This window comes from Pseudomonas sp. S3_B08 (assembly GCF_054667725.1).
Window position 1 is genome coordinate 5,772,249 of sequence record NZ_CP162750.1, and the last position, 21,295, is coordinate 5,793,543.

The window sequence follows — 21,295 nt, forward strand, 5'->3', positions numbered from 1 at the left end:
CTTCAATAAAAACAATCAGGGCTGACTATGGGCACGGAAACACTGGCGATTGGCAGTGGGCGCATGTTTCGTTACGCGGTGGGTTCGCTGTTGCTGTTGGCGGGTATGACTTTACTGGTCGCCCACGCTTTGCAATGGCTGAATCTGGAACCGAGGCTGTTACGTGCCTTGCAGGGCGGTGCCATCTGCGCCTTGGGCACGGCGCTTGGCGCGGTGCCGGTGCTGGTGATCCGGCGCATGCCACAGGCACTCAGCGATACCTTGCTGGGATTTGGTGCCGGGGTGATGCTGGCGGCGACGGCGTTTTCGTTGATCGTGCCGGGCATAGCTGCAGCTGAGAGCCTTGGCCTGACGCCGTGGGCCGCCAGTGGCCTGATCTGCTTTGGCATCCTGCTCGGTGCGTTCGGTCTGTATCTGGTGGATCGGCGCATTTGCGGTGCCTCGCCGGAGATGCTCGTCGGCACGCTGGAGCATCCGGTGATTCCACCGCGAATCTGGCTGTTCGTGTTCGCCATCATCGCGCACAACATTCCGGAAGGCATGGCGGTTGGCGTATCTGCCGGAGGCGGGATGGCGGACGCCGACAGTCTGGCGATGGGCATTGCGTTGCAGGATGTGCCGGAAGGACTGGTGATTGCTCTGGTGCTGGCCGGGGCGGGAATGTCGCGGGTCAGAGCGTTTCTGATCGGCGCGGCGTCGGGGCTGGTCGAACCGATATTTGCGCTGCTGTGTGCGTGGCTCGTGAGTCTGGCTCAGGTGCTGTTACCGTTGGGGCTGGCACTGGCGGCGGGGGCGATGTTGCTGGTGGTGACCCACGAAGTAATCCCGGAATCGCGCCGTCATGGGCATGACAAGCTGGCCAGTCTGGGCCTTCTGCTCGGGTTTTGTCTGATGATGGTGATGGATACGGCGTTGGGGTGAATGGAGGCGAGGAACAGTGTCCCCGCCTCAAGGATTATTCACCTTCGTCGAAATACCTTTCGATCAGATCGACCAATGCGTCCATGGCTTCCTGAGCCTGTTCGCCTTCGGTGCTTAAATGGATCTTGGTGCCTTTACCCGCCGCGAGCATCATCATAGCCATGATGCTCTTGCCGTCGACAGTCGTTTCAGGTGTGCGTCCCACTCGGATCGTGCAGTCTGGATACTGACCCGCCACGCCGACAAATTTGGCCGATGCCCGGGCATGCAGGCCCAGCTTATTGATGATTTCGATTTCACGAGCAGGCATCGCGGTGTAAATCCTTTAGGTGAGGTCGCGGTGGCGAACCTGGACGTTCTTCAGGGTTTTCTGCAGGGCCTGACCCAGACGTTCGGTCAGGTAGACGGAGCGGTGATGCCCGCCGGTGCAGCCAATGGCAATGGTGACGTAGGCGCGGTTGCTGGCGGCGAAGCGTGGCAGCCACTTGTTCAGGTAGGCGTAGATGTCCTGATACATTTCTTCGACATCCGGCTGCTGCGCCAGGTACTCGGCCACCGGTGCATCAAGGCCCGACTGAGCGCGCAGCTCCGGTTTCCAGTACGGATTGGGCAGGCAGCGCACGTCGAACACCAGGTCGGCGTCGACCGGCATGCCGCGCTTGAAGCCGAACGACTCGACCAGAAACGCCGTACCGGGCTCCGGTTGATTCAACAGGCGCAACTTGATGGTGTCGCGCAGTTGATACAGATTCAGACTGGTGGTGTTGATCTTCAGGTCGGCCAGATCGGCGATCGGACCGAGCAGGGCGGTTTCGTCGTGAATCGCCTCGGCCAGTGAGCGATTGGCGTTGCTCAGCGGGTGACGACGACGGGTCTCGGAAAAACGCTTGAGCAGGGTTTCTTCATCGGCGTCCAGGTACAGCACATCGCACTTGATATGCTTGGCACGCACGTCTTCGAGCAACTCAGGGAAACGTGACAGATGGCTGGGCAGGTTGCGCGCATCGATCGACACGGCGACCAGCGGCTGCGCCAGTTCCGTGTGAATCAGCGCCCGCTCGGCCAGTTCCGGCAGCAAACCGGCCGGCAGATTGTCGATGCAGTAGTAGCCGTTGTCCTCAAGGACATTCAGGGCGGTACTTTTACCCGAGCCCGAACGGCCACTGACAATGATCAAACGCATGATTAGTGCCCGTTCTGCTCGTCCAGTACGACCTGGTACAAGGCTTCATTGCTCGGAGCGCTGCGTAGCTTGTCGCGCACTTCCTTGCGGTCGAGCATGCTGGCGATCTGGCGCAACAACTCCAGATGCGCGTCGGTTGCGGCTTCCGGGACCAGCAATACGAACAACAGGTCCACCGGAGCGCCGTCGATGGCGTCGAAATCGATCGGGGCTTCGAGGTGCAGCAGGGCGCTCACTGGCCCCGCGCAGCCCTTGAGGCGGCAGTGGGGAATGGCGATGCCGTTGCCAAAACCGGTGGAGCCGAGTTTTTCACGGGCGATCAGCGCCTCGAAGACATCCTGCATCGCCAGATCCGGCACTTCGCGGTGGATCAGGTTGGCAATCTGTTCGAGGGCTTTTTTCTTGCTGCCGCCCGGCGCGTTCACTTGGGAACGGCCGGGGGTCAGGATGGTTTCAAGTCGGATCATGGATAGGGGTGTTAACGACCGGTCGCGCCCTGGAGGAGGCTCTGGGTCTTTTCCTTATGCTTTTTGAGTTGGCGATCCAGCTTGTCGGTAAGTGAGTCGATCGCAGCGTACATGTCGGTATCTTCTGCGTTGGCGACCACTTCACTGCCGGGAATATGCAAGGTGGCTTCGATCTTCTGTTTCAGCTTTTCGACGCACATCGTGACCTGCACGTTGGTGATCTTGTCGAAATGTCGCTCCAGTCGCTGGAGTTTTTCCTCGATGTAGGAACGCAGAGGTTGGGTCACTTCCAGTTGGTGTCCACTGATGTTGACTTGCATACAGCTTCTCCTTCGTTGCCAGTGCATAAAGCGGCAGGCCGAAAAGCCTGCCACTGGAACGCTGTAACGTGGCTTACATCAACCGCTTGCGTTCGCTCGAAGGCGCGATTCCGAGGGATTCGCGGTACTTGGCGACGGTGCGGCGAGCCACCTGAATGCCTTGTGCCTCCAGTAAACCAGCGATCTTGCTGTCACTCAACGGCTTTTTCTGATTTTCCGCAGCGACCAGTTTCTTGATGATCGCGCGGATCGCCGTGGACGAGCATTCGCCGCCTTCGGAGGTGCTGACGTGGCTGGAGAAAAAGTATTTCAGCTCATAAATACCGCGCGGGGTATGCATGAATTTTTGTGTGGTCACCCGGGAAATCGTCGATTCGTGCATGCCGACCGCTTCGGCGATGTCATGCAATACCAACGGCTTCATTGCTTCGTCGCCGTACTCGAGGAAGCCGCGCTGATGTTCGACGATCTGCGTGGCCACTTTCATCAGGGTTTCGTTGCGGCTCTGCAGGCTCTTGATGAACCAGCGGGCCTCCTGCAACTGGTTGCGCATGAAAGTGTTGTCGGCGCTGGTGTCGGCACGCTTCACAAAACCGGCGTACTGGGCGTTGACGCGCAGGCGAGGCACCGATTCCTGGTTCAGCTCGACCAGCCAGCGCTCGTTGTCCTTGCGCACGATCACGTCGGGAATGACGTATTCGGCTTCGGTCGACTCGATCTGTGAGCCGGGACGCGGATTGAGGCTCTGCACCAGTTCGATGACCTGGCGCAGCTCGTCTTCCTTGAGCTTCATGCGCCGCATCAACTGGCTGTAATCGCGGCTGCCGAGCAGGTCGATGTAATCGGCGACAAGCCGTTTGGCCTCGGTCAGCCACGGCGTCTTCGCGGGCAGCTGGCGCAATTGCAGCAGCAGGCATTCGCTGAGGTTGCGGGCGCCGATACCAGCGGGCTCGAATTGCTGGATGCGATGCAGGACGGCTTCGATTTCGTCGAGCTCGATGTCCAGTTCCGGATCGAACGCTTCAAGAATTTCTTCGAGTGTTTCGTCCAGATAGCCCTGATTGTTGATGCAGTCGATCAGGGTCACGGCGATCAGGCGATCGGTGTCGGACATCGGCGCCAGGTTCAGTTGCCAGAGCAGATGACTCTGCAGGCTCTCGCCGGCCGACGTGCGAGTGGTGAAATCCCACTCATCGTCATCGCTGCTCGGCAGGCTGCTGGCGCTGGTCTGGTAGACGTCTTCCCAGGCAGTATCCACTGGCAGTTCGTTGGGGATGCGCTCGTTCCAATCGCCATCCTCGAGGTTATCCACCGTCGGGGCGGTTTCCTGGTAGGAGGGTTCCTGGATTTCGGCGGGCTTCTGTTCGGCGTTGTCGGCCAGCGGATCGGCGTTGTCGAAGTCGTCGCCTTCTTCCTGGCGCTCGAGCATCGGATTGGATTCCAGAGCCTCCTGGATCTCCTGTTGCAGGTCCAGGGTCGACAATTGGAGCAGGCGGATGGCCTGTTGCAGCTGCGGTGTCATCGTCAGCTGCTGGCCCATTCTCAAGACTAGCGATGGTTTCATGGCAGGGGCTTAACACCTTATTCGCCGGCGCTTTGCGCCATCCACTACAGGGCGCCGAAGCGCCAAACTTAAGCAAATTATATGCCTGAAACTGAAGTGTTTGCCTAGAGCGCTGTAACAATTAAAGCGGATAAATGCGCCTTGAATCGATACAGCGCTGTCGCGCTTACAGGCGGAACTCGTGACCCAGATACACTTCCTTGACCAGATCGTTGGCCAGGATGGTCTCGGCATCGCCTTCAGCGATCAGTTGACCGTCGTTGACGATGTAAGCGGTTTCGCAAATATCCAGCGTCTCACGCACGTTGTGGTCGGTGATCAGCACGCCGATGCCCTTGGCCTTGAGGTGATGGATGATCTGCTTGATGTCGCCGACCGAGATCGGGTCGACACCGGCGAACGGTTCGTCGAGCAGTATGAATTTCGGTGCCGTCGCCAGGGCGCGAGCGATTTCCACCCGGCGGCGTTCACCACCGGACAGGCTCATGCCGAGGTTGTCGCGGATGTGGCTGATGTGGAATTCCTGCAGCAGGCTTTCCAGCTCCTTGCGACGACCGGCCTTGTCCAGCTCCGGGCGGGTCTCGAGGATCGCCATGATGTTGTCGGCGACCGACAGTTTACGGAAGATCGACGCTTCTTGCGGCAGATAGCCGATACCGGCCTTGGCGCGGCCGTGCATCGGCTGGTGGCTGACGTCCAGATCATCGATCAGCACACGGCCCTGATCAGCCTGCACCAAGCCGACGATCATGTAGAAGCACGTCGTCTTGCCGGCGCCGTTCGGGCCGAGCAAGCCGACGATCTGCCCGCTGTCGATCGACAGGCTGACGTCACGCACGACCTGGCGGCTTTTATAGGCCTTGGCCAGGTGCTGAGCTTTCAGAGTTGCCATTACTGGGATTTCTCTTCGGTTTTCTTCTTCGGCTGGATCACCATGTCGATGCGCGGACGCGATTCGGTGACCTTACTGCCTGTGGCGCGACCGGCGCTGGCCAGCTTCTTCACGGTGTCGTAGACGATTTTTTCGCCCTGGGTGACGTTGTTATCCTTGTCGATAACCTTGGCCTTGTCGATCAGCACCACCCGGTTCTGCTGGGCGTGGTATTGAATCGTCACGCCGTAGCCCTTGACCGGGTTGGCGTCGCCCTGGGTCTGCAACTGCTCGAAGTAAGCCAGGTTGCCTACCGAGGTCACCACGTCGATGTCGCCATTGGGCGCGCGCGTCATGGTCACGGTGTTGCCTTTAACGATCATCGAGCCCTGGGTAATGATCACGTCACCTTTATAGGTGGCGATGCCATTCTTGTCGTCCAGTTGGGCGTCGTCGGCCTGAATGCGGATAGGCTGCTGCTGATCGTTCGGCAGGGACCAGGCGCTCGCGCTTCCCAGTGCTGCGCCCAGACTGAGCAAAATAGGGAGGGTTTTAACGAGCCTCATACTGTCCTCTTACGTTCGATTGCAGGTGTATCCTGCTGTCCTTCAGGTACGCTTTCATTCCGACGCCAGTCGATACGCCGCCAGCGCCCTCGATTCTAACGGGTTGCGCGGTCTGCGCATATTCTTGCTGCGGGAACACGGTCATGCGGGTGCTGGTGATCAGGGTGCCGCGCTGTTTCTCATCGGTGCGCTGTACGCGGACCGAATCGATCAATTCAACTTCGGTGCCGCCCGAATTCACTTCGCCGCGCTCGCTGGTCACGTGCCACGGGAAGTCGGTGCCGCGGTACATGTTCAAATCAGGCTTGGTTACCAGAGTGACATCGGTGGCCTTGACGTGCTCGGCCTTGTCGGAGGTCATCTCGTACTGCACCTTGCCGTCGGGCAGGTACTGAATGGTGTGCGTGTTGGTCGCGTACCAGTCGATCGGATTCTCGGCGGCCGAGACCGGCGGCTTGTCGAGGAAGCGCTCCGGGCTGATGTTCCAGTAGCCCACCGCAGCGAAAATCGCCGCGATGCAGCCGAACAGCAGGAAATTGCGAAACTTTTTGCTAAACATGGTCAGGCTCACAGGTACGCGGCGTTGGCCGCTTCGAGGCGGCCCTGGGCGCGCAGGATCAATTCGCAGAATTCGCGGGCGGCACCTTCGCCGCCACGGGCGCGGGTAACGCCGTGGGCGTGTTCGCGGACGAAATCGGCAGCGTTGGCCACCGCCATGCCCAGCCCTACACGGCGGATCACCGGCAAGTCTGGCAGATCGTCACCGAGATAGGCGACTTCTTCATAGCTTAGGCCCAGTTGCGCGAGCAGACCGTCGAGTACCACCAGTTTGTCCTCGCGCCCCTGAAACAGGTGCGGGATGCCGAGGTTCTTAGCGCGTCGCTCGACCACCGGGGTCTTGCGGCCACTGATGATCGCCGTTTGTACGCCGGCATTCATCAGCATCTTGATGCCCTGGCCGTCGAGGGTGTTGAAGGTCTTGAACTCGCTGCCGTCTTCGAGGAAGTACAGGCGCCCGTCGGTGAGCACACCGTCGACGTCGAACACAGCCAGTTTGATTGCTTTGCCACGTTGCAGCAGATCGTTGCTCATTACATGACTCCTGCGCGCAGCAGATCGGAGAGGTTGAAGGCGCCGATCGGGCGATCCTCCTCGTCGACGACTACCAGGGCGTTGATTCGATGGTCTTCCATGATTTTCAGGGCTTCGGCGGCGAGCATGTCGGGCCGGGCGGTCTTGCCGTGTGCAGTCATCACCTGGTCGATGGTGGCGCTGCGGATGTCGATGGCGCGATCCAGCGTGCGGCGCAAATCACCGTCGGTGAAGATCCCGGCGAGCTTGCCATCGGCCTCAATAATAGCGGTCATGCCCAGACCCTTGCGGGTCATTTCCATCAGCGCGTCCTTGAGCAGGGTACCGCGTTGTACCTGCGGCAGCTCCTGTCCGGCGTGCATGACGTTTTCGACTTTCAGCAGCAGGCGACGGCCAAGGGCACCGCCCGGATGCGAGAACGCGAAATCTTCAGCGGTGAAACCACGCGCTTCCAGCAGGGCCACGGCCAGGGCGTCGCCCATGACCAGCGCGGCCGTGGTCGAAGAGGTCGGTGCCAGATTCAGCGGGCAGGCTTCGTGCTCGACATGCACATTGAGATTGACCTCGGCAGCCTTCGCCAATGGCGACTGTGGATTGCCGGTGACGCTGATCAGCTGGATACCCAGGCGTTTGATCAATGGCAGCAGCGTTACGATTTCGTTGGTCGAGCCGGAGTTCGACAGGGCCAGAATCACATCGTCGCGGGTGATCATGCCCATGTCGCCGTGGCTGGCTTCGGCCGGATGCACAAAAAACGCCGGAGTGCCGGTGCTGGCCAGGGTGGCGGCGATCTTGTTGCCGATGTGCCCGGATTTGCCCATGCCGACTACGACCACACGGCCCTTGCTGGCCAGAATCATCTCGCAAGCGCGTACGAAATCGGCGTCGATATGGGCCATCAAGCCTTGGACGGCTTCCACTTCGAGGCGGATGGTGCGTTGTGCCGATTGAATCAGGTCGCGGGTTTTGCTCATGTCAGAATCGTATGGGCCGATGAAAAGGCGGCGATTATAGCGGGTATGTGGCAAAGCCTCACGCAAGTTCGACGTGCTTTGTCATTACTGGTTACCAAAACCCTCTGAAAGTCGCTCAGGCCCTCTTCAGTCGGCGATCTTGGCCGGGTTCTCGCTTGGGCGCTCAGCCTTTGCAGTGATATAGTTCGCCGCCAGTTCGGCCTGCCCGGGATGCAGGTGTTTCCGAGGAAAGTCTGGCATCCCAGTGAGAGGCTGCATCGCAAGGAGTTTAGATGAGTGCCGATAACGCCTACGCGGTCGAGCTGAAGGGAGTCTCCTTCAAGCGCGGTGCGCGGAGCATTTTCAATAACGTCGATATCCGCATCCCGCGCGGCAAGGTCACCGGCATCATGGGGCCTTCCGGCTGCGGCAAGACCACGCTGCTGCGCCTGATGGGCGCGCAGTTGCGGCCGTCCGGCGGCGAAGTCTGGGTCAACGGGCAGAATCTGCCGACGCTGTCGCGCAGTGATCTGTTCGATGCGCGCAAGCACATGGGCGTGCTGTTTCAGAGCGGTGCGCTGTTCACCGACCTCGATGTGTTCGAGAACGTGGCCTTTCCGCTGCGGGTGCACACGCAACTGCCGGAAGACATGATTCGCGACATCGTCCTGCTGAAATTGCAGGCCGTGGGGCTGCGTGGCGCCATCGACCTGATGCCGGACGAACTGTCCGGCGGCATGAAGCGCCGCGTGGCGCTGGCCCGGGCGATTGCCCTCGATCCGCAGATTCTCATGTACGACGAGCCCTTCGTGGGCCAGGACCCGATCGCCATGGGCGTGCTGGTGCGCCTGATCCGCCTGCTCAACGATGCACTGGGAATCACCAGCATCGTGGTCTCGCACGACCTGGCGGAAACCGCGAGCATTGCCGACTACATCTATGTCGTGGGCGATGGTCAGGTGCTGGGGCAGGGCACGCCGGATGAGCTGATGAATTCGGATGACCCGCGTATCCGCCAGTTCATGACCGGTGATCCCGATGGCCCGGTGCCGTATCACTTTCCAGCGACGGATTACCGCGCAGATCTTCTGGGGAAGCGTTGATGCGCAGAATTTCATTGATGGAACGCGTGCGTCGGTTCGGCGAATCGGCGATCGACGCGGTCGCGGTGTTTGGTCGGGCGACCCTGTTCCTGTTTCACGCCCTGCTGGGCCGTGGCGGTATCAGCGGTGGTTTTGGCCTGTTGGTCAAGCAGCTGCATTCGGTCGGCGTCATGTCGCTGGTGATCATCGTGGTCTCCGGCATTTTCATCGGCATGGTCCTGGCGCTGCAGGGCTTCAGCATTCTTTCCAGCTATGGTTCAGAGCAGGCTGTAGGGCAGATGGTCGCCCTGACGCTGCTGCGTGAACTGGGGCCGGTGGTCACGGCGTTGCTGTTTGCCGGGCGGGCCGGTTCGGCGTTGACCGCCGAAATCGGCAACATGAAATCCACCGAGCAGCTGTCCAGCCTGGAAATGATCGGTGTCGATCCGCTCAAGTACATCATTGCCCCGCGCCTGTGGGCCGGCTTCATTTCCCTGCCGGTGCTGGCGATGATTTTCAGCGTCGTCGGCATCTGGGGCGGTTCGTGGGTGGCGGTCGACTGGCTGGGCGTCTACGAAGGCTCGTACTGGGCGAACATGCAGAACAGCGTCAACTTCACCAGTGATGTGCTCAATGGCGTGATCAAGAGTGTCGTTTTCGCCTTTGTCGTGACCTGGATCGCCGTATTCCAAGGCTATGACTGTGAACCCACTTCCGAGGGAATCAGTCGTGCCACCACCAAGACCGTGGTGTTTGCCTCGCTGGCAGTGCTCGGTCTGGACTTTATTCTGACCGCTTTGATGTTTGGAGATTTCTGATGCAAAACCGCACCCTGGAAATCGGTGTCGGCCTGTTCCTGCTGGCAGGGATCCTGGCTTTGCTGCTGCTCGCCTTGCGCGTCAGCGGCCTGTCTCCGACTTCGTCCACCGACACTTACAAGTTGTATGCGTATTTCGACAATATCGCCGGTCTGACGGTCAGAGCCAAAGTGACCATGGCCGGTGTGACCATCGGCAAGGTCACCGCAATCGATCTGGATCGCGACAGCTTCACCGGTCGGGTCACGCTGCAAGTGGATAAAAAGGTCGACAACCTGCCGGTCGATTCGACTGCATCTATCCTCACCGCGGGTCTGCTGGGCGAGAAATACATCGGTATCAGCGTCGGCGGTGAAGACACCCAGTTGAAAGACGGTGGAACCATCCACGACACGCAGTCGTCACTGGTACTGGAAGACCTGATCGGTAAATTCCTGCTCAATACCGTTAGCAAAGACGCCAAATGAGGAGCTTTTGAATGATCTCTATCTTGCGACGTGGCCTGTTGGTGTTGCTCGCGGCCCTGCCGTTGATGGCTAACGCTGCACCGGGGCAATCGGCTCATGACCTGATTCAGGACACCACGAACCGGATGCTTGCCGACTTGCAGGCAAACAAAGAGAAGTACAAGCAGGATCCGCAGGATTTCTATGCGGCGCTCAACAACATTGTGGGGCCGGTGGTGGATGCCGAGGGCATCTCCAAAAGCATCATGACCGTGAAGTATTCGCGCAAGGCCACGCCTGAGCAGATGCAGCGCTTTCAGGAAAACTTCAAGCGCGGTCTGTTCCAGTTCTATGGCAACGCTCTGCTGGAATACAACAACCAGGGCATCACGGTTGACCCGGCCAAAGACGAATCGGGCGACCGCACCAGCGTCAACATGACCGTCAAGGGCAGCAATGGCGCGATCTATCCGGTGCAGTACACGCTTGAGAAGATCAGCGGCGAGTGGAAACTGCGCAACGTGATCATCAACGGCATCAACATCGGCAAGCTGTTCCGTGACCAGTTCGCCGACGCCATGCAACGCAATGGCAACGATCTGGACAAGACCATCGATGGCTGGGCCGGTGAAGTGGCCAAGGCCAAGCAGGAAACCGACAAAGCCGCCGCGAAGCCAGCGCAATGAGTGAGGCGGCAGTTCGCATGAGTGATGTCGACGAGCTGGTGCTCAGCGGCGTGCTGGATTACCGCACCGGGCCTGAGCTGCGCAAGGAAGGGCAGGCGCTGATCAAGTCGAGCAAGGCGTCCGCGCTGGTCATCGATTGTTCGGCGGTGCAGAAGTCCAGCAGCGTCGGCCTGTCGTTGCTGCTGTGCTTCATGCGCGATGCCCAGGCGGCCGGCAAGGCCGTCAGCATCCGTGCGATGCCTGAAGACATGCGCGAAATCGCTCAGGTCAGTGAACTGACCGAGCTGTTGGCGCAACCCTGAACCATCATCTATAAAGAAGCCCCCCGTCAGAGTCCTGCGTTGCGGGGTTCGCAGGCGCGGGGCTTTTTTGTATGATGTCCGACCCGTGCGCACAGGGCGCCGATTGAGGTTGAGCATGCAGGCCGTAGAAGTGAAGAGCTTCCTTGAAGGAAAGCTGCCAGGAACGCTGGTAGAAGTTGAGGGCGAAGGCTGCAACTTCCAGCTGAACGTGATTAGCGATGAACTGGCGGCGTTGAGCCCGGTGAAGCGTCAGCAGCAGGTCTATGCCCATTTGAACCCATGGATCACCGATGGCAGCATCCATGCGGTCACTATGAAATTTTTCAGCCGCGCGGCCTGGGCCGAGCGCACCTGAGCCCTAGGGCGTCGAGATACTAATGGATAAATTGATTATTACCGGTGGCGCTCGTCTTGATGGCGAGATCCGCATTTCCGGCGCGAAGAACTCCGCCCTGCCGATTCTGGCCGCGACCTTGCTGTGCGATGGCCCGGTCACCGTTGGCAACCTGCCGCACCTGCACGACATCACCACCATGATCGAGCTGTTCGGGCGCATGGGCATTGAGCCGGTAATCGACGAGAAGCTCAGCGTCGAAATCGACCCGCGCACCATCAAGACCCTGATCGCGCCGTACGAACTGGTGAAAACCATGCGTGCGTCGATCCTTGTGCTCGGCCCGATGGTCGCGCGTTTCGGTGAAGCCGAAGTCGCACTGCCCGGCGGTTGCGCCATCGGTTCGCGTCCGGTCGACCTGCACATCCGCGGTCTGGAAGCCATGGGCGCGGTCATCGACGTCGAAGGCGGCTACATCAAGGCCAAGGCACCTGAAGGTGGTTTGCGCGGCGCGCACTTCTTCTTCGACACCGTCAGCGTGACCGGTACCGAGAACATCATGATGGCCGCTGCACTGGCCAAAGGCCGCAGCGTGTTGCAGAACGCCGCGCGCGAGCCTGAAGTAGTCGACTTGGCGAACTTCCTCAATGCCATGGGCGCCAAGGTTTCCGGCGCTGGCACCGACACCATCACAATTGATGGCGTCGAGCGTCTGGGTTCGGCTTTCTACAAAGTCATGCCTGACCGTATCGAAACCGGCACCTATCTGGTCGCTGCTGCCGTGACCGGTGGCCGCGTCAAGGTCAAGGACACCGATCCGACCATTCTCGAAGCGGTGCTGGAAAAGCTGCGTGAAGCCGGTGCGGAAATCACCTGCGGTGAAGACTGGATCGAGCTGAACATGCACGGCAAACGCCCGAAGGCGGTCAACGTGCGCACCGCGCCGTACCCGGCGTTCCCGACCGACATGCAGGCCCAGTTCATCTCGCTCAACGCCATTGCCGAAGGTACTGGTGCGGTGATCGAGACAATCTTCGAAAACCGTTTCATGCACGTGTACGAGCTGCACCGCATGGGCGCGCATATCCAGGTTGAAGGCAACACTGCCATCGTCACCGGTATCGAGAAGCTCAAGGGCGCGCCAGTCATGGCCACCGACCTGCGCGCATCGGCCAGTCTGGTGATCTCGGCGCTGGTTGCCGAAGGCGACACGCTGATCGACCGCATCTACCACATAGACCGTGGTTACGAGTGCATCGAAGAAAAACTGCAAATGCTGGGTGCCAAGATCCGTCGCGTTCCGGGCTGATCGCCGCATCGGGACACAGGGACGTGTCCACTGAATTCGTTTCGAGTCGAGGGTGTACGCACCCTCGATGTGTGTCCGGCGCCGATTGCGACCGGGCATGAGTACCTTGATAAGGACTGACGTTTCCCATGTTGACCATCGCACTGTCCAAGGGCCGCATCCTTGACGACACTCTGCCGCTTCTCGCTGAAGCGGGCATCGTGCCGACCGAGAATCCGGACAAGAGCCGCAAGCTGATCATTCCCACGACCCAGGACGACGTGCGTCTGCTGATCGTGCGTGCCACCGACGTGCCGACCTATGTCGAGCATGGCGCGGCCGACCTCGGCGTCGCCGGTAAGGACGTGCTGATGGAATACAGCGGCCAGGGCCTGTACGAGCCGCTGGACCTGCAGATCGCCCAGTGCAAGCTGATGACCGCCGGCAAGATCGGCGCGGTCGAGCCCAAGGGCCGTCTGCGCGTGGCGACCAAGTTCGTCAACGTTGCCAAGCGTTATTACGCCGAGCAGGGCCGTCAGGTCGACATCATCAAGCTGTATGGCTCGATGGAACTGGCGCCGCTGATCGGGCTGGCCGACAAGATCATCGACGTGGTCGACACCGGCAACACCTTGCGCGCCAACGGCCTGGAGCCACAGGAACTGATCGCCACGATCAGCTCGCGTCTGGTCGTCAACAAGGCTTCAATGAAAATGCAGCACGCCCGAATCCAAGCGTTGATCGACACCCTGCGCAACGCAGTGGAATCGCGACACCGCGGCTGATCTACCAGCGCGGCCCGAGGCCGCGCCGTCTATCCGCCTCATAGCCAGAATTCTCAGGTGCCCAAGCGGATCGAATGCTAGTTTCGGGCGCCTGAGTTTTTTGCCAATTCCTATGAGGCTCTCGCTATGACCGCACCGACTGCAATTCGCCGACTCAACGCTGCTGACCCGGATTTCGCGCATCATCTGGATCATCTGCTGAGCTGGGAAAGTGTGTCTGATGACTCGGTCAATCAGCGCGTGCTGGACATCATCAAGGCTGTGCGCGAGCGCGGTGACGCGGCGCTGGTCGAGTTCACCCAGAAGTTCGACGGTCTTGAAGTCGCCTCGATGGCCGACCTGATCCTGCCGCGCGAGCGTCTCGAACTGGCCCTGACCCGCATCACCGTGCCGCAACGCGAGGCCTTGGAAAAAGCCGCCGCCCGCGTGCGCAGCTATCACGAAAAACAGAAGCAGGATTCCTGGAGCTACACCGAGGCTGACGGCACGGTGCTCGGCCAGAAAGTCACGCCACTGGATCGTGCCGGCCTGTACGTGCCAGGTGGCAAGGCTTCGTATCCGTCGTCGGTATTGATGAACGCGATTCCGGCGAAGGTGGCCGGCGTGACCGAAGTGGTCATGGTCGTGCCGACCCCGCGCGGTGAAATCAACGAGCTGGTGCTGGCCGCTGCCTGCATCGCCGGTGTCGACCGCGTGTTCACCATCGGCGGCGCGCAAGCGGTTGCCGCACTGGCGTACGGCACCGAAAGCGTGCCGCGTGTCGACAAGGTTGTCGGCCCGGGCAATATCTATGTCGCCACGGCCAAGCGCCATGTGTTCGGCCAGGTCGGCATCGACATGATCGCCGGCCCTTCGGAAATTCTTGTGGTGTGCGACGGCCAGACAGATCCGGACTGGATTGCCATGGACCTGTTCTCCCAGGCCGAGCACGACGAAGACGCGCAAGCGATTCTGGTCAGCCCCGACGCCGAGTTCCTCGACAAGGTCGCCGCGAGCATCGATAAATTGCTGCCGACCATGGACCGCGCGACCATCATCGAAACTTCGATCAATGGCCGTGGTGCGCTGATCCAGGTCACTGACATGGCCCAGGCCATCGAAGTCGCCAACCGTATCGCCCCGGAACACCTGGAGTTGTCGGTCGCTGATCCACAAGCCTGGCTGCCGCAGATCCGCCACGCCGGTGCGATCTTCATGGGCCGCCACACTTCCGAAGCGTTGGGCGATTACTGCGCCGGTCCGAACCACGTGTTGCCGACTTCCGGCACCGCGCGGTTCTCCTCGCCGCTGGGCGTCTACGACTTCCAGAAGCGCTCGTCGATCATCTTTTGCTCCGAGGCCGGCGCTTCCGAGCTGGGCAAAACTGCATCGGTACTGGCCCATGGCGAATCGCTGAGCGCCCACGCGCGAAGCGCCGAATACCGCATCAAAGACCAAGACTTTCTGAAAGGGCAGGGGAACTGAGCGATGAGTAAATTCTGGAGCCCGTTCGTCAAGGATCTGGTGCCCTACGTGCCGGGGGAACAGCCGAAGCTGACCAAACTGGTCAAGCTCAATACCAACGAAAATCCGTATGGCCCGTCGCCAAAAGCGCTGGCGGCGATGCAAGCCGAGCTCAACGACAACCTGCGCCTGTACCCGGACCCGAACAGTGATCTGCTGAAAAACGCCGTGGCCGAATATTACGGCGTGCAAACCAGTCAGGTGTTCCTTGGCAACGGTTCGGACGAAGTGCTCGCGCACATCTTCCACGGTCTGCTGCAACACGATCAGCCGCTGCTGTTCCCGGACATCAGCTACAGCTTCTATCCGGTCTACTGCGGTCTGTACGGCATTGAATTCGATGCGGTGCCGCTGGATGCGCAATTCCAGATCAACCCGGCCGACTACGCCAAACCGAATGGCGGGATCATTTTCCCCAACCCGAACGCCCCGACCGGATGCCTGCTGGCGCTGGACGCCGTCGAGCAAATCCTCAAGGCCAGTCCAGATTCGGTTGTAGTCGTGGATGAGGCGTACATCGACTTCGGTGGCGAGACGGCGATCAATCTGGTGGATCGCTATCCGAACCTGCTGGTGACGCAGACGCTGTCCAAGTCACGCTCGCTGGCCGGCCTGCGTGTCGGTCTGGCGGTAGGGCACCCGGATCTGATCGAGGCGTTGGAGCGGATCAAGAACAGCTTCAACTCCTATCCACTGGATCGTCTGGCGATTGTCGGCGCGGCGGCGGCTTTCGAAGATCGCGAGTATTTCGACAAGACCTGTCGTCAGGTGATCGAGAGCCGCGAATGGGTGGTGGCGCAGTTGCAGGCTAAAGGCTTTGAAGTGCTGCCGTCGGCGGCCAACTTCATCTTCGCTCGCCACCCGCAGCATGATGCGGCGGGCATGGCGGCCAAGCTGCGCGAGCAGGGCGTGATCGTGCGGCACTTCAAGCAGGAACGGATTGCGCAGTTCTTGCGGATATCGGTGGGTACGCCGGAGCAGAATCAGGCGTTGATCGACGGCCTTGGCGACCTCTAAAAGCAAAAGCCCCTCACCCTAGCCCTCTCCCAGAGGGGAGAGGGGACTGAATGGGGAATATTGCAGAGGTTCACCGACTTGAACGATTTGTATTGAATCCATAATCAACTCGGTTTTCAGGTCGATGTATCCCGCAAGACAACTCGGTCGGCCCCCTCTCCCAGAGGGAGAGGGGACTGAACGGGGAATATTGCAGAGGTTCACCGACTTGAACGATTTGTATTGAATCCATAATCAACTCGGTCTTTCAGGTCGATGTATCCCGCAAGACAACTCGGTCGGCCCCCTCTCCCAGAGGGAGAGGGGACTGAATGGGGAATATTGCAGAGGTTCACCGACTTGAACGATTTGTATTGAATCCATAATCAACTCGGTCTTTCAGGTCGATGTATCCCGCAAGACAACTCGGTCGGCCCCCTCTCCCAGAGTGAGAGGGGACTGAATGGGAATATTGCAGAGGTTCACCGACTTGAACGATTTGTATTGAATCCATAATCAACTCGGTCTTTCAGGTCGATGTATCCCGCAAGACAACTCGGTCGGCCCCCTCTCCCAGAGGGAGAGGGGACTGAACGGGGAATATTGCAGAGGTTCACCGACTTGAACGATTTGTATTGAATCCATAATCAACTCGGTCTTTCAGGTCGATGTATCCCGCAAGACAACTCGGTCGGCCCCCTCTCCCAGAGGGAGAGGGGACTGAATGGGGAATATTGCAGAGGTTCACCGACTTGAACGATTTGTATTGAATCCATAATCAACTCGGTCTTTCAGGTCGATGTATCCCGCAAGACAACTCGGTCGGCCCCCTCTCCCAGAGGGAGAGGGGGCTGAATGGGGAATATTGCAGAGGTTCACCGACTTGAACGATTTGTATTGAATCCATAATCAACTCGGTCTTTCAGGTCGATGTATCCCGCAAGACAACTCGGTCGGCTCCCTCTCCCGCCGGGAGAGGGCTGGGGTGAGGGTGTGCTTTTATTCGTGATGCGGCTCGCCAAGGAACGTCAGTGAACTGAACAACCCACGACTGTCCACATCCACACTGTCCTTCACCGGCACTTCAACCTGCGCCGCAATCACATTCAACCCTTCATTACGCACCAGCACCTGCGCACGCCCGTCCTTGTCGGTCTCGGTGCTCAGGGTGTTTGGCGCGCTGCGATAGTCGCCATATAACTTCACACCTGCCGCCGGTTTGCCATCGAGCAGCACCCGCACCGGTAACGATTTGCCCGGCCCGACCGTCAGCGGATCGACCTCCGGCAGGATCAGCAGTTTGATCTGGTCCAGTTTCGGCAATTTCGCCCCCGGCTGATAGATCGCCAGGCTGTACTTGAAGGTCTGCGTGGCCTCGGTGGCGCCGGGCACTTTGCTGCGTCCTTCGTTGATCCACTTCTTGTCCGCCGTCTGCGACCACATGCCATTATTCAGCGCCACGGCCATCAGCGCCGGCGGCTTCAATGGTTTCAAACGGGCATGATCGGCCAGGCGCTCGACGCTGACCGGGATCATTTTGCCGCTTGCGTCATAAGCCCAGGCACCGCTGACTTTTTGTGCCTTGAAGGCGTTGTCTTCGGCGCCGTGACCGTAGACCACTTCGATGTTGCCGCGTCGTTCCTCTGTCCACAGGCCGTGGGCCGACACTTGCCCGGTGAAGAGCGCAGCGATGAGCAGAAGGGATTTGCCGTAGTGCATGGTGACGTCCTTTTACAGGTTGAGTGTCAGGCTGACGGTGAAATTGCGTGGCTCGCCGGGGTTGACCCAGTAGTTGCTGTAGGAGCGCTCGTAATATTTCTCGTCGAAGACGTTGTTCAGGTTGAGGCCGACCGTTACGTTGTCGCTGGCCTTGTAGTGCGCGAGCAAGTCGACGGTCTGGTAGGCCGGCAATTCGAAGTCGCTGCCGGATTCGCCCGAGCGATCGCCGACGTAGGTGAACGCTGCGCCGACGTCTGAACCGCGCAGACGGCCATCCTGAAATTCATAAACACCCAGCAGACTGCCGCTGCGTTTGGCCACGCCGAGGATGCGGCTGCCTGTGGCAATGGTCGCGTCGCCCTTGGTCATCTCGGCGTCGATGTAGGCGAAGGCGCCGATGACCCGCACCGCGTCGGTCACCTGGCCGCTCACTTGCCAATCGAAGCCCTGACTGCGCGCCTTGCCCATGGCGCGGCTGGTGTCGGTGCCCGGATCGAGGGCGAGAACGTTTTCCTTGTCGATGTGGAAGAAGGCGAGGGTGCTGCTCACACGCTCATCGAACAGCTCGTTCTTGATTCCCACTTCATAACCGACGCCTTCTTCCGGGTCGAAGGATTTGCCGGAAGCATCCAGGCCGTTGTTCGGTTTGAACGAGGTCGAGGCGTTGGCGAACAGGCCGGTGTTCGGCGTGAGCTGATAGAGCAGGCCGGCGCGTTGAGTCAGCGCGTCGTGGCGTTGCTGACTTTTGGCGTTGCGGCTGTGATCGTCGATGCGCTGATCGAAGTGCTCGAAGCGCGCGCCGAGCATGCCGCGCAGCTTGTCGGTGAAGATGATCTGGTCCTGCAGATTCAGCGCATGACTTTCGACGTGTTCGAAGAAGTCGGTGCCCGAGCGTGCGCCGTTGGGTTTCGGCTGGCCGTAGACCGGCTTATAGATGTCGATGGCGTAGGGGCCGCCAGCAATGGTGGTGACGCGTTCGTCCTTGCGGTAATTCTCGTACTCGGTGCCGATCAGCAATTCATGCTGCCACGGCCCGAGGTCGAACAGACCGCGCAGTTCCAGTTGGGTGATGCTGTCGTGCCAACTCGTGTCGCGTTCGCGCAAGCGGCGGTTGACCGTATGGCCGTCGGCGTTCAGCGCGCGTTGTTCCGTGGCGTCGCCCCAGAGCTTGCCTTCCTTGTAGTGGCTGGCCAGACGCAGTTTCCAGCTGTCGTTCAGATGGTGTTCAAGAGTGGCCTGGAGCAGGTTGTTGTGGTTGTCGATGTTGCCGTCGTTGGGCTCGCCCAAGAACGTCGAGCGCGAAACGCCGCTCCATTTGTTGTTCGGCGCCACAACGCCACGATCGAACGTCGAGTTGTGACGGACGATTTCGCTCTCCACCAGCAGCGATGTGTCCGGGCTCAACTGCCAACTGATCGAGGGCGCAACGAATACCCTCTGGCTGTCGACGTGGTCGCGAAAGCTGTTGTTGTCTTCTACGGCGAGATTGATGCGCGAGAGCACATCGCCCTGATCATCGAGGGGCGTGTTGACGTCCAGCGCGGTGCGATAGCGGTCCCAACTGCCAGCGCTGGTTTGCACAGTGGTGAACGCTTCCGGCTGCGGTTTCTTGGTGACGATGTTCACCGTACCGCCGGGATCGCCCCGGCCGTACAGGCTGGCGGCCGGGCCTTTGAGCACTTCGATGCGCTCGATGTTGGCCGCATCTGGCGTGCTCGGGTAGCCGCGATTGGCGCTGAAACCGTCCTTGTAGAACTCGGACGTGGTGAAGCCGCGCACGCTGTATTCGTACAGGGTCAGGCCGCCGAAGTTGTTCTGCTTCGATACGCCGCCAGCAAAATCCAGCGCACGTTCGACGCTGCTGCTGCCCAGATCCGAGAGCACGCTGGCCGGGACCACGCTGATGGCTTGTGGGATATCGCGAATCGCCGTGTCGGTTTTGGTCGCACTGGCCGAGCGGGTCGCGCGATAACCGCTGACCGGGCCGGTGGGTGATTCGTAGTCGGAGGTGACGCTGATGGCTTCCAGCTCAACGGGCTGCGGCTCATCGGCGGAGGCGGGATCGCAGAGCAAACCCAGAGTCAGGCCCAACAGTGAGGCCTTTTTGCGAGACGACATGTTATGTTGTTCCAATTGCTAGAATTGAAACAATATAACATGCCCGTTGAGAATGTCTGCTATTCGCGCCGTTGGCGCGAAAACATTTTTACTCTTCTTTTTCTTTCACCGGTGCCGGTGGTGGACGCAGGCCGATTTCAGCCGTCAGCTTCAGTTCCTTGCCGTTGCGCATGACCTGAATTGTCACCTTGTCGGTCGGTTTGATCCGCGCCACCTGGTTCATCGAGCGGCGACCATCGCCGGCGGGCTCGCCATCGATGCTCAGAATCACATCGCCCAGTTGCAGGCCGGCTTTCTGCGCCGGGCCGTCACGGAAGATTCCGGCGACGACAATCCCAGGACGCCCGGACAAGCCAAACGACTCCGCCAGTTCCTGAGTCAGCGGTTGCACTTCGATGCCCAGCCAGCCACGAATCACCTGGCCGTGCTCGATGATCGACTTCATCACTTCCATCGCCAGTTTCACCGGAATGGCAAATCCGATGCCTTGCGAGCCGCCGGACTTGGAAAAGATCGCCGTGTTGATTCCGGTGAGGTTGCCGTTGGCGTCGACCAGCGCACCGCCGGAGTTGCCCGGGTTGATCGCCGCATCGGTCTGGATGAAGTCTTCGTAGTTGTTCAGGCCCAACTGATTGCGGCCGGTGGCGCTGATGATGCCCATGGTCACGGTCTGACCGACGCCGAACGGGTTGCCGATGGCGAGCGCGACGTCACCGATGCGAATGCTGTCGGAGCGGCCGACGGTGATTGCCGGGAGGTTTTTCAGGTCGATCTTCAGGACAGCCAGGTCAGTCTCAGGATCGCTGCCAATCACCCGTGCGAGTGTTTCGCGACCGTCCTTCAATGCCACGACAATCTGGTCGGCGCCGCTGGTGACGTGGTTGTTGGTGAGGATGTAGCCTTCCGGGCTCATGATCACCCCGGAACCGAGGCTCGATTCCATGCGCTTCTGTTTCGGCGAGTTGTCACCGAAGAAACGGCGGAACTGCGGATCCTCGAACAAGGGATGCGCCGGTTTGTTGATGACCTTGGTGGTGTACAGGTTGACCACCGACGGCGCGGCGATGCCCACCGCATCCGCATAGGACACCGGCCCCTGTTGCACGATCGTGGTCTGTGGCGCCTGTTGCAGATTGACATCGAGGCTCGGCAGCCCGACCCACTCGGGGTAACGCTGAATAATCAACAGAGCGATAAGCACACCGGCCAACAGCGGCCAGCCAAAAAAACGCAGCGCCTTGAGCATTAAGCACGTTCCTGGAAAGGTTGCAGGCGAGGTCA

The 21,295-nt window shown here is 59.9% G+C and carries 24 protein-coding genes; 11 read left to right on the forward strand and 13 right to left on the reverse strand.

Going from position 1 to position 21,295, the window contains the following annotated elements; genetic code table 11:
- The first annotated feature begins 27 nt into the window (after positions 1-27).
- Entirely contained in the window at positions 28-921 is an 894-nt protein-coding gene (locus AB4N73_RS25910) for a ZIP family metal transporter (RefSeq protein ID WP_460142726.1), read from the forward strand.
- A gap of 34 nt (positions 922-955) precedes the next feature.
- Here AB4N73_RS25910 and AB4N73_RS25915 read toward each other — a convergent pair whose 3' ends face one another.
- The 10 genes from AB4N73_RS25915 to AB4N73_RS25960 form a co-directional block, all read right to left on the reverse strand.
- Positions 956-1,231: an HPr family phosphocarrier protein gene (locus tag AB4N73_RS25915; RefSeq protein ID WP_016771685.1), complete on the reverse strand. Its 276-nt coding sequence runs from the start codon at positions 1,229-1,231 to the stop codon at positions 956-958.
- Positions 1,232-1,246: 15 nt separating this feature from the next.
- A complete protein-coding gene (gene rapZ, locus AB4N73_RS25920; RefSeq protein ID WP_041477977.1) occupies positions 1,247-2,104 on the reverse strand; it encodes an RNase adapter RapZ in 858 nt (285 codons plus the stop codon).
- A gap of 2 nt (positions 2,105-2,106) precedes the next feature.
- Entirely contained in the window at positions 2,107-2,571 is a 465-nt protein-coding gene (ptsN, locus tag AB4N73_RS25925) for a PTS IIA-like nitrogen regulatory protein PtsN (RefSeq protein ID WP_041477978.1), read from the reverse strand.
- A gap of 11 nt (positions 2,572-2,582) precedes the next feature.
- A complete protein-coding gene (gene hpf / locus AB4N73_RS25930; RefSeq protein ID WP_007912419.1) occupies positions 2,583-2,891 on the reverse strand; it encodes a ribosome hibernation-promoting factor, HPF/YfiA family in 309 nt (102 codons plus the stop codon).
- 73 nt (positions 2,892-2,964) lie between these two features.
- The gene (locus AB4N73_RS25935; protein WP_041477979.1) at positions 2,965-4,455 is read right to left on the reverse strand and encodes an RNA polymerase factor sigma-54; all 1,491 of its coding nucleotides are present in this window, start codon (positions 4,453-4,455) and stop codon (positions 2,965-2,967) included.
- Between the two features lie 166 nt (positions 4,456-4,621).
- Positions 4,622-5,347, reverse strand: a complete 726-nt coding sequence (gene lptB, locus AB4N73_RS25940; protein ID WP_024011621.1) for an LPS export ABC transporter ATP-binding protein — start codon at positions 5,345-5,347, stop codon at positions 4,622-4,624.
- Entirely contained in the window at positions 5,347-5,892 is a 546-nt protein-coding gene (gene lptA / locus AB4N73_RS25945) for a lipopolysaccharide transport periplasmic protein LptA (protein ID WP_016771679.1), read from the reverse strand. Before lptA ends, lptB begins: the two co-directional genes overlap by 1 nt.
- Positions 5,879-6,451 (reverse strand): LPS export ABC transporter periplasmic protein LptC, encoded by a 573-nt coding sequence (gene lptC, locus AB4N73_RS25950; RefSeq protein ID WP_024011622.1) that lies wholly within the window; start codon positions 6,449-6,451, stop codon positions 5,879-5,881. The genes lptA and lptC overlap by 14 nt, the downstream gene beginning before the upstream one ends.
- Before the next feature lie 8 nt (positions 6,452-6,459).
- Complete coding sequence (locus AB4N73_RS25955) at positions 6,460-6,984, reverse strand: KdsC family phosphatase (RefSeq protein ID WP_016771677.1); 525 nt, start codon at positions 6,982-6,984, stop codon at positions 6,460-6,462.
- A complete protein-coding gene (locus tag AB4N73_RS25960; protein WP_024011623.1) occupies positions 6,984-7,958 on the reverse strand; it encodes a KpsF/GutQ family sugar-phosphate isomerase in 975 nt (324 codons plus the stop codon). Before AB4N73_RS25960 ends, AB4N73_RS25955 begins: the two co-directional genes overlap by 1 nt.
- Positions 7,959-8,230: 272 nt before the next feature.
- Here AB4N73_RS25960 and AB4N73_RS25965 point away from each other — a divergent pair, with 272 nt between their 5' ends.
- The 10 genes from AB4N73_RS25965 to hisC all read left to right on the forward strand — a co-directional run bounded on the left by AB4N73_RS25965 (position 8,231) and on the right by hisC (position 16,198).
- Positions 8,231-9,040: an ATP-binding cassette domain-containing protein gene (locus AB4N73_RS25965; RefSeq protein ID WP_056782943.1), complete on the forward strand. Its 810-nt coding sequence runs from the start codon at positions 8,231-8,233 to the stop codon at positions 9,038-9,040.
- Positions 9,040-9,837 (forward strand): lipid asymmetry maintenance ABC transporter permease subunit MlaE, encoded by a 798-nt coding sequence (gene mlaE, locus AB4N73_RS25970; RefSeq protein ID WP_016771674.1) that lies wholly within the window; start codon positions 9,040-9,042, stop codon positions 9,835-9,837. Before AB4N73_RS25965 ends, mlaE begins: the two co-directional genes overlap by 1 nt.
- On the forward strand, positions 9,837-10,304 hold the full coding sequence (gene mlaD / locus AB4N73_RS25975) for an outer membrane lipid asymmetry maintenance protein MlaD (protein ID WP_016771673.1): 468 nt from the start codon (positions 9,837-9,839) through the stop codon (positions 10,302-10,304). Before mlaE ends, mlaD begins: the two co-directional genes overlap by 1 nt.
- A gap of 11 nt (positions 10,305-10,315) precedes the next feature.
- Positions 10,316-10,969, forward strand: coding sequence for an MlaC/ttg2D family ABC transporter substrate-binding protein (locus AB4N73_RS25980; protein WP_056782946.1), 654 nt, complete (start codon positions 10,316-10,318; stop codon positions 10,967-10,969).
- Positions 10,966-11,271 (forward strand): STAS domain-containing protein, encoded by a 306-nt coding sequence (locus AB4N73_RS25985; RefSeq protein WP_056782947.1) that lies wholly within the window; start codon positions 10,966-10,968, stop codon positions 11,269-11,271. The genes AB4N73_RS25980 and AB4N73_RS25985 overlap by 4 nt, the downstream gene beginning before the upstream one ends.
- Positions 11,272-11,386: 115 nt before the next feature.
- On the forward strand, positions 11,387-11,626 hold the full coding sequence (locus tag AB4N73_RS25990; protein WP_016771670.1) for a BolA family protein: 240 nt from the start codon (positions 11,387-11,389) through the stop codon (positions 11,624-11,626).
- A gap of 22 nt (positions 11,627-11,648) precedes the next feature.
- Positions 11,649-12,914 (forward strand): UDP-N-acetylglucosamine 1-carboxyvinyltransferase, encoded by a 1,266-nt coding sequence (gene murA, locus AB4N73_RS25995; RefSeq protein WP_016771669.1) that lies wholly within the window; start codon positions 11,649-11,651, stop codon positions 12,912-12,914.
- A 128-nt stretch (positions 12,915-13,042) separates the two neighbouring features.
- Complete coding sequence (hisG, locus tag AB4N73_RS26000; protein WP_095180378.1) at positions 13,043-13,678, forward strand: ATP phosphoribosyltransferase; 636 nt, start codon at positions 13,043-13,045, stop codon at positions 13,676-13,678.
- A gap of 126 nt (positions 13,679-13,804) precedes the next feature.
- Entirely contained in the window at positions 13,805-15,142 is a 1,338-nt protein-coding gene (hisD, locus tag AB4N73_RS26005; protein ID WP_460142727.1) for a histidinol dehydrogenase, read from the forward strand.
- A gap of 3 nt (positions 15,143-15,145) precedes the next feature.
- On the forward strand, positions 15,146-16,198 hold the full coding sequence (gene hisC / locus AB4N73_RS26010) for a histidinol-phosphate transaminase (protein WP_457264356.1): 1,053 nt from the start codon (positions 15,146-15,148) through the stop codon (positions 16,196-16,198).
- A gap of 978 nt (positions 16,199-17,176) precedes the next feature.
- Here the strand turns inward: hisC and AB4N73_RS26015 are convergent.
- The 3 genes from AB4N73_RS26015 to algW all read right to left on the reverse strand — a co-directional run bounded on the left by AB4N73_RS26015 (position 17,177) and on the right by algW (position 21,260).
- Positions 17,177-17,896, reverse strand: coding sequence for a DUF4198 domain-containing protein (locus AB4N73_RS26015; protein ID WP_460142728.1), 720 nt, complete (start codon positions 17,894-17,896; stop codon positions 17,177-17,179).
- Positions 17,897-17,908: 12 nt separating this feature from the next.
- Positions 17,909-20,014, reverse strand: a complete 2,106-nt coding sequence (locus AB4N73_RS26020) for a TonB-dependent siderophore receptor (protein ID WP_460142729.1) — start codon at positions 20,012-20,014, stop codon at positions 17,909-17,911.
- An 88-nt stretch (positions 20,015-20,102) separates the two neighbouring features.
- Entirely contained in the window at positions 20,103-21,260 is a 1,158-nt protein-coding gene (algW, locus tag AB4N73_RS26025) for a Do family serine endopeptidase AlgW (RefSeq protein ID WP_016770590.1), read from the reverse strand.
- Positions 21,261-21,295: the final 35 nt, after the last annotated feature.

Excerpts from the sequence above, each read along its gene's own strand:
- lptC (WP_024011622.1), bottom strand. The coding sequence starts at position 6,451 with ATGTTTAGCAAAAAGTTTCGCAATTTCCTGCTGTTCGGCTGCATCGCG.
- AB4N73_RS25980 (WP_056782946.1), top strand. The coding sequence starts at position 10,316 with ATGATCTCTATCTTGCGACGTGGCCTGTTGGTGTTGCTCGCGGCCCTG.
- lptA (WP_016771679.1), bottom strand. The coding sequence starts at position 5,892 with ATGAGGCTCGTTAAAACCCTCCCTATTTTGCTCAGTCTGGGCGCAGCA.
- AB4N73_RS25910 (WP_460142726.1), top strand. The coding sequence starts at position 28 with ATGGGCACGGAAACACTGGCGATTGGCAGTGGGCGCATGTTTCGTTAC.
- AB4N73_RS25990 (WP_016771670.1), top strand. The coding sequence starts at position 11,387 with ATGCAGGCCGTAGAAGTGAAGAGCTTCCTTGAAGGAAAGCTGCCAGGA.
- AB4N73_RS25935 (WP_041477979.1), bottom strand. The coding sequence starts at position 4,455 with ATGAAACCATCGCTAGTCTTGAGAATGGGCCAGCAGCTGACGATGACA.
- hpf (WP_007912419.1), bottom strand. The coding sequence starts at position 2,891 with ATGCAAGTCAACATCAGTGGACACCAACTGGAAGTGACCCAACCTCTG.
- algW (WP_016770590.1), bottom strand. The coding sequence starts at position 21,260 with ATGCTCAAGGCGCTGCGTTTTTTTGGCTGGCCGCTGTTGGCCGGTGTG.
- AB4N73_RS26015 (WP_460142728.1), bottom strand. The coding sequence starts at position 17,896 with ATGCACTACGGCAAATCCCTTCTGCTCATCGCTGCGCTCTTCACCGGG.
- AB4N73_RS25960 (WP_024011623.1), bottom strand. The coding sequence starts at position 7,958 with ATGAGCAAAACCCGCGACCTGATTCAATCGGCACAACGCACCATCCGC.
- AB4N73_RS25915 (WP_016771685.1), bottom strand. The coding sequence starts at position 1,231 with ATGCCTGCTCGTGAAATCGAAATCATCAATAAGCTGGGCCTGCATGCC.
- murA (WP_016771669.1), top strand. The coding sequence starts at position 11,649 with ATGGATAAATTGATTATTACCGGTGGCGCTCGTCTTGATGGCGAGATC.
- AB4N73_RS25985 (WP_056782947.1), top strand. The coding sequence starts at position 10,966 with ATGAGTGAGGCGGCAGTTCGCATGAGTGATGTCGACGAGCTGGTGCTC.
- hisC (WP_457264356.1), top strand. The coding sequence starts at position 15,146 with ATGAGTAAATTCTGGAGCCCGTTCGTCAAGGATCTGGTGCCCTACGTG.
- AB4N73_RS25965 (WP_056782943.1), top strand. The coding sequence starts at position 8,231 with ATGAGTGCCGATAACGCCTACGCGGTCGAGCTGAAGGGAGTCTCCTTC.
- hisD (WP_460142727.1), top strand. The coding sequence starts at position 13,805 with ATGACCGCACCGACTGCAATTCGCCGACTCAACGCTGCTGACCCGGAT.
- AB4N73_RS26020 (WP_460142729.1), bottom strand. The coding sequence starts at position 20,014 with ATGTCGTCTCGCAAAAAGGCCTCACTGTTGGGCCTGACTCTGGGTTTG.
- rapZ (WP_041477977.1), bottom strand. The coding sequence starts at position 2,104 with ATGCGTTTGATCATTGTCAGTGGCCGTTCGGGCTCGGGTAAAAGTACC.
- mlaD (WP_016771673.1), top strand. The coding sequence starts at position 9,837 with ATGCAAAACCGCACCCTGGAAATCGGTGTCGGCCTGTTCCTGCTGGCA.
- AB4N73_RS25955 (WP_016771677.1), bottom strand. The coding sequence starts at position 6,984 with ATGAGCAACGATCTGCTGCAACGTGGCAAAGCAATCAAACTGGCTGTG.
- mlaE (WP_016771674.1), top strand. The coding sequence starts at position 9,040 with ATGCGCAGAATTTCATTGATGGAACGCGTGCGTCGGTTCGGCGAATCG.
- hisG (WP_095180378.1), top strand. The coding sequence starts at position 13,043 with ATGTTGACCATCGCACTGTCCAAGGGCCGCATCCTTGACGACACTCTG.
- ptsN (WP_041477978.1), bottom strand. The coding sequence starts at position 2,571 with ATGATCCGACTTGAAACCATCCTGACCCCCGGCCGTTCCCAAGTGAAC.
- lptB (WP_024011621.1), bottom strand. The coding sequence starts at position 5,347 with ATGGCAACTCTGAAAGCTCAGCACCTGGCCAAGGCCTATAAAAGCCGC.